General features: G+C 37.2%; 8 protein-coding genes. 1 reads left to right on the top strand and 7 read right to left on the bottom strand.

Annotation, left to right across the window (positions count from 1 at the left end; translation table 11 throughout):
- Window positions 1-82 precede the first annotated feature (82 nt).
- The 5 genes from ACIR310F_RS27315 to petB form a co-directional block, all read right to left on the bottom strand.
- Window positions 83-217, bottom strand: a complete 135-nt coding sequence (locus tag ACIR310F_RS27315) for a hypothetical protein (protein ID WP_269208352.1) — start codon at window positions 215-217, stop codon at window positions 83-85.
- Window positions 205-576: a hypothetical protein gene (locus ACIR310F_RS0109830; protein WP_028083692.1), complete on the bottom strand. Its 372-nt coding sequence runs from the start codon at window positions 574-576 to the stop codon at window positions 205-207. Before ACIR310F_RS0109830 ends, ACIR310F_RS27315 begins: the two co-directional genes overlap by 13 nt.
- Window positions 577-1054: 478 nt before the next feature.
- Window positions 1055-1498 carry an ATP-binding protein gene (locus ACIR310F_RS0109825; RefSeq protein WP_028083691.1) on the bottom strand — a complete coding sequence of 148 codons (444 nt, stop codon included), beginning with the start codon at window positions 1496-1498 and terminating at the stop codon, window positions 1055-1057.
- 445 nt (window positions 1499-1943) lie between these two features.
- On the bottom strand, window positions 1944-2426 hold the full coding sequence (petD, locus tag ACIR310F_RS0109820; protein ID WP_028083690.1) for a cytochrome b6-f complex subunit IV: 483 nt from the start codon (window positions 2424-2426) through the stop codon (window positions 1944-1946).
- 172 nt (window positions 2427-2598) lie between these two features.
- A complete protein-coding gene (gene petB / locus ACIR310F_RS0109815; RefSeq protein ID WP_028083689.1) occupies window positions 2599-3246 on the bottom strand; it encodes a cytochrome b6 in 648 nt (215 codons plus the stop codon).
- A 396-nt stretch (window positions 3247-3642) separates the two neighbouring features.
- On the opposite strand from petB, the gene ctpA reads away from it, so the two are divergent.
- Window positions 3643-4875 carry a carboxyl-terminal processing protease CtpA gene (ctpA, locus tag ACIR310F_RS0109810; RefSeq protein WP_035367839.1) on the top strand — a complete coding sequence of 411 codons (1233 nt, stop codon included), beginning with the start codon at window positions 3643-3645 and terminating at the stop codon, window positions 4873-4875.
- Window positions 4876-5171: 296 nt separating this feature from the next.
- Here ctpA and ACIR310F_RS0109805 read toward each other — a convergent pair whose 3' ends face one another.
- Both ACIR310F_RS0109805 and ACIR310F_RS0109800 read right to left on the bottom strand, forming a co-directional pair.
- Complete coding sequence (locus ACIR310F_RS0109805) at window positions 5172-6698, bottom strand: hypothetical protein (protein ID WP_028083687.1); 1527 nt, start codon at window positions 6696-6698, stop codon at window positions 5172-5174.
- A complete protein-coding gene (locus ACIR310F_RS0109800) occupies window positions 6682-8163 on the bottom strand; it encodes a hypothetical protein (protein ID WP_028083686.1) in 1482 nt (493 codons plus the stop codon). The genes ACIR310F_RS0109805 and ACIR310F_RS0109800 overlap by 17 nt, the downstream gene beginning before the upstream one ends.
- Window positions 8164-8178: the final 15 nt, after the last annotated feature.

Here is an 8178-nt window from a genome sequence, read left to right as displayed (position 1 = left end):
TGTATGCCATAAGAAAAGCATAGCATTAGTTAGTATTAGTTGGCAAATATTTAACTAGCTAAACTCCCTTCTAGATTCCAACTTAATACTGACAACTGACAACTGACCATTGACAACTGACCATTGACCACTGACAACTGACCATTGACAACTGACCATTGACCACTGACAACTGACCACTGACCACTGACCACTGACCACTAACTAATCTTCCCATGATTGGGCTTGGACTTCAACCGCTGTCACATCAATTGTCCCCTCCGGTGTAAAACGTTGAAATTGACTGTTTTTGACTAATAATCGCTCTCCACAGTTAGTACATTGTGTTTGACTATTATTTAAACCTGTTAACTCATAACCACATACGGGACACTGTCCACTAACCAGATTCTTTTGTAACCACCAGCGAAACCCAAAAAATGCTGCTACGGGTAAAAATAACAATAGTCCGAAAATAATTACTAAAGAATTAACTAACCAGCCCAAACCCAAGGATGCTAATAACCAGGTAATTGCTAACAGGGTCAGCCAGGGGCGGATTTTTTCAAAGTTGAATTGCAAGTTTTTAAAGCTCATGTCTCAAGTTTGTACTGCTGACTCTAGGATAGCGAGTTTATTTTTTGCTGATGGAAAACGGCAAAAATAGGACTTTTTAATAAACTAAATAGTTATTGTACCCATTTATTTTAACTTTTTAATTCCGATCAGACTATACTAAGTAGGTGAACATAAAAAAAACCGACATACAGCACTTCCCGGTGTTATGAGGTACATATTTAGCGGGCAAGATGCCCGCACTTACAAGAGTTTCATTATTCAACTTTGTACCTCATAAGAGCAGAAACCGCTGTAAGTAACGAAAAGTAAAGTTACCCTGTTCCCTGTCACCTGTCCCCTGTCACCTGTCCCCTGTCACCTGTTCCCTGTCACCTGTTCCCTGTTCCCTGTTCCCTGTCACCTGTTCCCTGTCACCTGTTCCCTGTTCCCTGTCACCTGTTCCCTGTCACCTGTTCCCTGTCCCCTGTCATAACGACAATTTTTAACGCCAACCTACTTAGTGTGATTCATCTAAACAATATTTGACAATTAACAAACAATTTCTTGTATCTTGATCACGCTCATAGACGACTTTATCAGCCAAACGTCGGAGTAAAAACCATCCATACCCACCTACTTGTAGAGTACCCGGTACTGGTTCAGTGATCACATCAGGATTAAATGGTTTTCCATAATCCCAAATTCTCATTTCCAGTCTATTAATCCATAGACTGACTTGAATTTCTATCGCTGTTTCCGGTGGTAAAGAATGATGAGCATGACGAACAGCGTTGGTAAAACCTTCTGCTAAAGCTAGATTAAGACGATAAATTTGACTGTCTGACCAGGCATATTTCGGTAAATATTTGTGACAAAATTCTTCAAACCATTGTTGCACTTCGTTTAGGAGTTTAAGATCACTCCTTACAGTCCGATGGTCTTGCTGCAATATGCCAAGCATTGACCCTAATTTGAATAAAAAATAAGTGGATAATACTTTAGACTGGGGAATTTTGGCGGGTGATTTGAGATTGGGGATGTTTTGATTTTCACTTCCTCCTGATTATCAACCTCAAAATTCGGCGGACGCAATTCTATATTAACGTAAGTTGCTAGTTAAGCACAGTGTCAGAATCAGGATATCCAATATCTAAGGATAAACAGGATAAACAGGATGAAAACAGGGATTTGACCACCAATTATCAATTACCCATTACCAGTTTCAAGTAGATAACTAGCAACTTGAGTTATTAGTTAACGTCTGTTGGTCTTCAAGAGCATATATTTTGAAATATCAATAACAATAGGTCATCAAAGACCTAGTGTTATTTGTTTTTCAGATATTGTCTTTTATACACCCTTGAAAACCACAGACGTGATCAGGTTTATGTTTGACTGTAACTACCTTAGAACAATCCTAAAGTTAAGGATTTATCCAATGGGAGCGCGGCGCCAATACCTAGCCACAGAGTCACAAGAGTACCAAACAGAAATACAGTTGTTGCTACAGGACGACGGAAGGGGTTTTGGAACTTGTTCACGTTTTCCAGGAAAGGAACAAGAATTAGTCCCAAGGGTACAGAAGCCATTGCTAATACACCTAATAGTTTACTAGGTAATGAGCGTAAAATTTGGAATACAGGATACAAATACCACTCTGGTAAAATTTCCAAAGGAGTAGCAAAAGGATTAGCTGGTTCACCTGTCATAGCTGGATCTAAAACAGCTAAAGAAACAATACAGGCAAAAGAACCCATAATGACGACAGGAAATATATACAGCAAATCGTTAGGCCAAGCGGGTTCACCATAATAATTATGACCCATGCCTTGGGCAAGTTTGGCTCTCAACTTAGGATCGCTCAGATCCGGTTTTTTTTGCGTTGACATTTTTAAATGCGCTCTCCGGCTGAATTGAGGTTAAAGCATTAGCGAAAGCTATTAGCTTACAACTAGCTTGTGATTTCCGATATCCAGTTGTTTTCTTTTAGTTTAAAGCAAACTTCGATGATCTGGAAACACAAGTTATAGCTGTTGGCTAATAACTTTGATGACAAAGTGATTACAATGGTCCTGAAATACCTTGTTTGCGAATCATCAAGAAGTGGAACAACATGAAGACAGCAATTAGCCAAGGAAGAATGAAGGTGTGAGCGCTATAGTAGCGGGTGAGTGTAGCTTGACCAACACTAGAACCACCACGTAATAAATCGGAGATAAAAACGCCGACTACGGGAATTGCTTCTGGTACACCGCTAACAATTTTTACAGCCCAGTAACCAACTTGATCCCAAGGTAAAGAGTAGCCTGTTACACCGAAGGAAACGGTAATAACTGCAAGAATGACACCACTTACCCAGGTCAATTCCCGGGGCTTTTTGAAGCCACCGGTCAAATAAACGCGGAATGTGTGGAGAATCATCATCAGTACCATCATACTGGCTGACCAGCGGTGAATGGAGCGAATTAACCAACCGAAGTTGACTTCATTCATGATGTACTCTACAGAAGAAAAAGCTTCCGTAACTGTAGGTTTATAGTAGAATGTCATCGCAAATCCAGTCGCAAACTGGATTAGGAAACAAACTAGGGTAATTCCACCTAAACAGTAAAAAATGTTAACGTGGGGAGGAACGTATTTGGTGGTAATATCATCAGCAATCTCTTGGAGATCCAAGCGTTCCTCAAACCAGTCATAAACGTTGGCCATACAATCCTAAGTTCCTAAAAAATAGATTGCGGTTGATAAGTTTTGTGATGCGAAGCTTAGTCAGGAGCGACTATTCAACTAACCTAAGTTAGAGGGTTCGCTTCTCGTTTTACTCAAGAGAATTGGCTTCTACTTGTCCACGAGCGTTAAGGGTGTAAGTTACCCTAGTTTAGTGAGTGTTTCTTCCTGTCTCTCGTCTTTAATGGACTGACAATGACAATGTTGACCCCAAAAAAGATTTTATCGTTAGATCAGGAAGAATGGACATCTCATTCAGTTGGACTAGCAACTTTATGAGAATAATGCACTTCTTCTATAAAAAAAGTAACATAGTCGAGAGATAGATTTCATCAACAAGTGAGCATTACAGAAAGTTTTAGGGAATTTGAGTCTGACATGGAACTGAAATTAGGGTTCATTCACAAACGGGTTTGGCGGCTAGGATGTTTACTATTATTGCTTTTTGCTTTGGTGTTTACTGGCTATATTCCTCCGGCCTCGGCTTTGACTCCAGAACAGAAGTTGGTTTATGAAGTATGGCGAATTGTTAACCGTTCTTATTTAGATGGCACTTTTAATGATCAAAACTGGCTTGATGTCCGACAAAAAGCACTTAAAAATCGTTTTGTCAATCATGAAGCCGCTTATGCCACAATTCGGGATATGCTCAAAGGGCTGGATGATCCTTTTACCCGTTTTCTTGAACCTGAAAAGTATCGCAGTTTAAAGGTTAGCACTTCTGGAGAGCTTACAGGTGTGGGATTACAAATCGCTCTCAATCCCCAAACTGGTATTTTGGAAGTTATTACACCTATTGAAAATTCTCCCGCCGATAAAGCAGGTTTAAGACCGCGCGATCGCATTTTGAAAATTGAGGGTCTATCTACAGAGAATCTCTCTCTTGATGAAGCAGCAGCGCAAATGCGTGGACCATTGGGCAGTGTGGTTACGCTTTTGATTGGTAGGGAAGGAGAAAAAAATCAAGAAGTTGTATTAGTGCGCGATCGCATTATTCTTAACCCCGTTATATCTGATTTAAAATTATCCCCAAAAGGAAGCAAAATTGGCTATGTCCGTTTAAGTCAATTTAGTGCCAATGCAGTTACAGAACTAACACAAACTATTTCCAATTTAGAAGAAAAAGGCGCGTCTGCCTATATTCTTGATTTAAGAAATAATCCTGGTGGACTCTTACAAGCTGGAATCGAAGTCGCTCGTTTATGGTTGGATTCTGGTACAATAGTTTATACTGCTAATCGTCAAGGCATTCAAGGAAGTTATGAAGCCTGGGGTCCAGCCATGACACAAGATCCTTTAATTATTCTAGTCAATCAGGGAACAGCCAGCGCCAGTGAAATTTTAGCCGGTGCATTACAAGATAATCATCGCGCTCAATTGGTCGGGGAAAGGACTTTTGGTAAAGGTTTAATTCAATCTTTGTTTGAATTATCCGACGGTTCTGGTTTAGCAGTGACAATTGCTAAATATGAAACTCCTAACCATCGAGATATTAACAAATTAGGAATTAAACCTGATCAAATTATTCCCCAACAACCTATCAACCGCGAACAAATTGGTACTGATAAAGACTCTCAATATCAAGCAGCTATGGCTCTTTTAAGTAATTGATCAAGAAAAGTGATCTATTTTTAATACAGCACTTCCCGGTGTTATGAGGTACATATTTAGCGGGCAAGATGCCCGCACTACAAGAGTAGAGACGTTCCATGGAACGTCTCTACAAGGGTTCTAGGAAACGCATATTTATAATAGACATCTGGTGAAAATGAATGTAGAGCCGAGAATCCCTACCTATAGAACGTCTCTACAAGGGTTCTAGGAAACACATATTTAATTTCACCAGATGTCTAATGATTATTAAAATTACCAGAAGCCTGACCATAGCTTACCGCAACTATCACTAGTTAATTTGCATCCTCTAAATATTGCAATCCCCACTGATACAAAGAACGCATTAATAAGTTATTCAAATTGGGAGGAGTGCTGATTTCTTTGAATGTATCCGTCATCAGTTTTTTAATGATTTGTGGGGGTGTTGGTATTTTAATTCCATCAAAGTTATGTTTAGCCCAAATATCACCAACTTGGTTGGCATTTACTGATTCCCCTTTATGAATAATTTTATTGCGTTTCTTCCTAATATCAGTCATTAATTTTGACCATTTATTATCTTCTTTAAATTTTTTGTAAATACACCAACCTTGCATTAATTCTACTAGACCTGGTTCATCTTGATTACTTACTATCCAACCTTTAGCAGTCCAATTTTCGGCTTTTGATTGAATATATAATAACCGTTCTAAAATTTGCACAAACTGAATAAATGCAGTGGTGTAATTTTCTCGTTTTAGAGAAAGTTCTAAGATGATTGTTGATTCCCAAAGTTTGCTAAGATCATCAGTTTGTATTTTTTGCAGTTGAGTTTTCCAATTGATGATTTGTTCTGAATCAGTTATTTTACTAACATCATTACAACCTATCCAATCTTTAAGTTTTTGGTAAAAATCATGATTAGATTCCCAATTATTGTATTTTGCTAAAAAACCAGCTAATTTATATAATACTGAATGACGACTTTCATGAACTTTTAGCCAAATTTGGGCTTCCGAAAAATCCCCTCTTTCCCAAGCTGATTTAATTTTTACCTTTTCTAACGCCCAGAAATATTCACTCATCGTAATAAGTTCAAAACTCTGGGAATGATTAGCAGTAATTAAACCATTTTCTAAGGTAGTAAAAAATTCCTTTGGTTCATCGGGACTAGCATTAAATACTTGATATTGACGGACTAAAGCCGCTGCACAAATTTCTACATTAGAAGCAATTACAGGGGTACATCCTTTAGTTTGAATCCAGAGAACAAACTCTTGATTTTCGTTAGCATTGATAGCTTCTTTTAAAACCAGTTGTTCTAATTCTTCTCGAATTTCATGACTGTTACCAGCATTAATTTTTGGAGCGTGAATATCAACCCTAATATTAGGAAATAAACTTTTAATTTTTCCCTTCATTAATTCTGCTAACCATAAAGTATCTAATCGGCGAAAATTCCAACTAATACTTTCTGGTTGGTCTGTTCCCCATAGGATAATATGTTTTAAGCCTTGTTTTACTCCTCCTGCAATGACAGTTTTATCTAACAATAATTCCACATTACTAAAATCACCACCTAACCATTCTTGACAGTAATCATAATATCTTTTACCTAAATCTCGACCACTCCAAGGATAGGTTTTACCATCTTCGTCTTGATGTTTACCCCGTTCTATTCCTAATTCTTGATAGAGTTCGTTGATATGTGGAGGATAACTAATATTACCATCTGCACCAAAGGAACGGATAACACCATCTTGACAACGCCAGCCTATTTGTCGAGTTCCTACGGTGATGATCAGGGTGCTAACTTTATCTGTGTTATTTGTTGTTGTCATAATTAATGATTTCTTGTTTTTGTATTGCTTCTAAAACTTGTTTGTGAATTTGAGAAAATAAACTGGCTTTATATAGGGTACTAAATGATTCTCCAGTGACTAAATTAATGCAATTTAAAATCCTTTTTTGCCATTGTTGTGAGTCGGTTATATCCTCACCCCAAGCAGTAAAAACATCTTGTTCTGCTAAACCACCTAAGCGATGAGAAAAAGTATTTCTGGTGTTTCTTGCAGATTCCCAAAATGCTTGAAAATCAATATTATTTGTGGTTTCAGGAATAACTAGATTTAATAAATCTTCTAATAACCATCCTTGTAAATTTACTTCTGTTTTGCGGTCTGGTTTGTAAAAATGTCTTTTTAAAGATGGATATTTTTGGAAAATAGAATCTTTAATTAAAGGATATTGATTTTTTCTTTCTTCAATATGATCGGGAAAAGAATCAGCAGCCCACCAATACAATAAACCTTCAATGGCTCTATAACTGTGTAGCATTGCTTCTGTGGTATTCATCTGTTTAAGACGAATTACACCTAAATAAGCCTGTTCATAAGCCATCCATAATCTGCCTTCTACACTAGATATTTGTGTAGAACTTTGAGCAAGAGATAAGAATCCTTCAAATTGTCCTTGATTCCATAATTTACCAGCTTTTAATAAATCAGGTATCGCTCCAAAATTAGCAGATGGTTGTTGAAAATAAGGTTCTAGTAAATCATAAGCTTCTGTATAGTCATAGCTTTCTAATAATTTTAAAGCCTGTTTTTGGGTTCTATCCCAAAGATAGTTAGTACCTAAAAATGGACCACTATAATCTGACGGGATACCATTACGATTTGCGCGTGTATTTTCCTTAAATTCAAAGAACTGAATGCGATCGCCATAGAAACTTAGTCCTGAAATTCTTGCTGCTTCAGAACTTTGACCTACACCTCCTTTTAAGCATACCCAAATAGACTGATTCTTATTAACTGTAATTGTGTTTTTCCAAATTTTGCGCCACCAACTAAATATATCCTCAAATATTGAGGGGTTAGTACCATCGGGTCCCAGTAAAATGATGTGAATATTGTCACTATGAAAATGACTAAATTTGTGCATCAGCCATTGTTTAATTAGTTCGGCTGAATATAATGTATCTTTTTCTCTTTGTGTAACGTTTTTTTCTTGATCAGTAGCTATCAAATAAACTTTTTCAATGTTTGATGCTTGCTCAAGAAATATATTACCAATAATTGGCGGTTGGATGCGATCTACATATTTTTCAATATTATCTAATAGGTATTTAGTTAAATCCCGAAAAGTCGTATTATCCTTTAAACCTAAATCAGAAATTACTTCTAATTGTTCGGCAATAATTTCCCCATTTTGGACTCTATCATTACCAATATTGAACCATTCACCGGAGGCGATTTGGAACATTAAATCTCTAGTACCGATTGTGGCAATTAAAACTGATTTCATATTTAATCAAGTTGT

Origin of the sequence: Dolichospermum circinale AWQC310F (assembly GCF_000426925.1) — a bacterium.
Classification (GTDB): domain Bacteria; phylum Cyanobacteriota; class Cyanobacteriia; order Cyanobacteriales; family Nostocaceae; genus Dolichospermum; species Dolichospermum circinale.
This window is presented reverse-complemented; position numbering and strand designations above follow the sequence as displayed.

Bases quoted from the DNA above. Each gene is read 5' to 3' on its own strand.
- ACIR310F_RS27315 (WP_269208352.1), bottom strand. From the start codon at position 217: ATGGGAAGATTAGTTAGTGGTCAGTGGTCAGTGGTCAGTGGTCAGTTG.
- ACIR310F_RS0109830 (WP_028083692.1), bottom strand. From the start codon at position 576: ATGAGCTTTAAAAACTTGCAATTCAACTTTGAAAAAATCCGCCCCTGG.
- ACIR310F_RS0109825 (WP_028083691.1), bottom strand. From the start codon at position 1,498: ATGCTTGGCATATTGCAGCAAGACCATCGGACTGTAAGGAGTGATCTT.
- petD (WP_028083690.1), bottom strand. From the start codon at position 2,426: ATGTCAACGCAAAAAAAACCGGATCTGAGCGATCCTAAGTTGAGAGCC.
- petB (WP_028083689.1), bottom strand. From the start codon at position 3,246: ATGGCCAACGTTTATGACTGGTTTGAGGAACGCTTGGATCTCCAAGAG.
- ctpA (WP_035367839.1), top strand. From the start codon at position 3,643: ATGGAACTGAAATTAGGGTTCATTCACAAACGGGTTTGGCGGCTAGGA.
- ACIR310F_RS0109805 (WP_028083687.1), bottom strand. From the start codon at position 6,698: ATGACAACAACAAATAACACAGATAAAGTTAGCACCCTGATCATCACC.
- ACIR310F_RS0109800 (WP_028083686.1), bottom strand. From the start codon at position 8,163: ATGAAATCAGTTTTAATTGCCACAATCGGTACTAGAGATTTAATGTTC.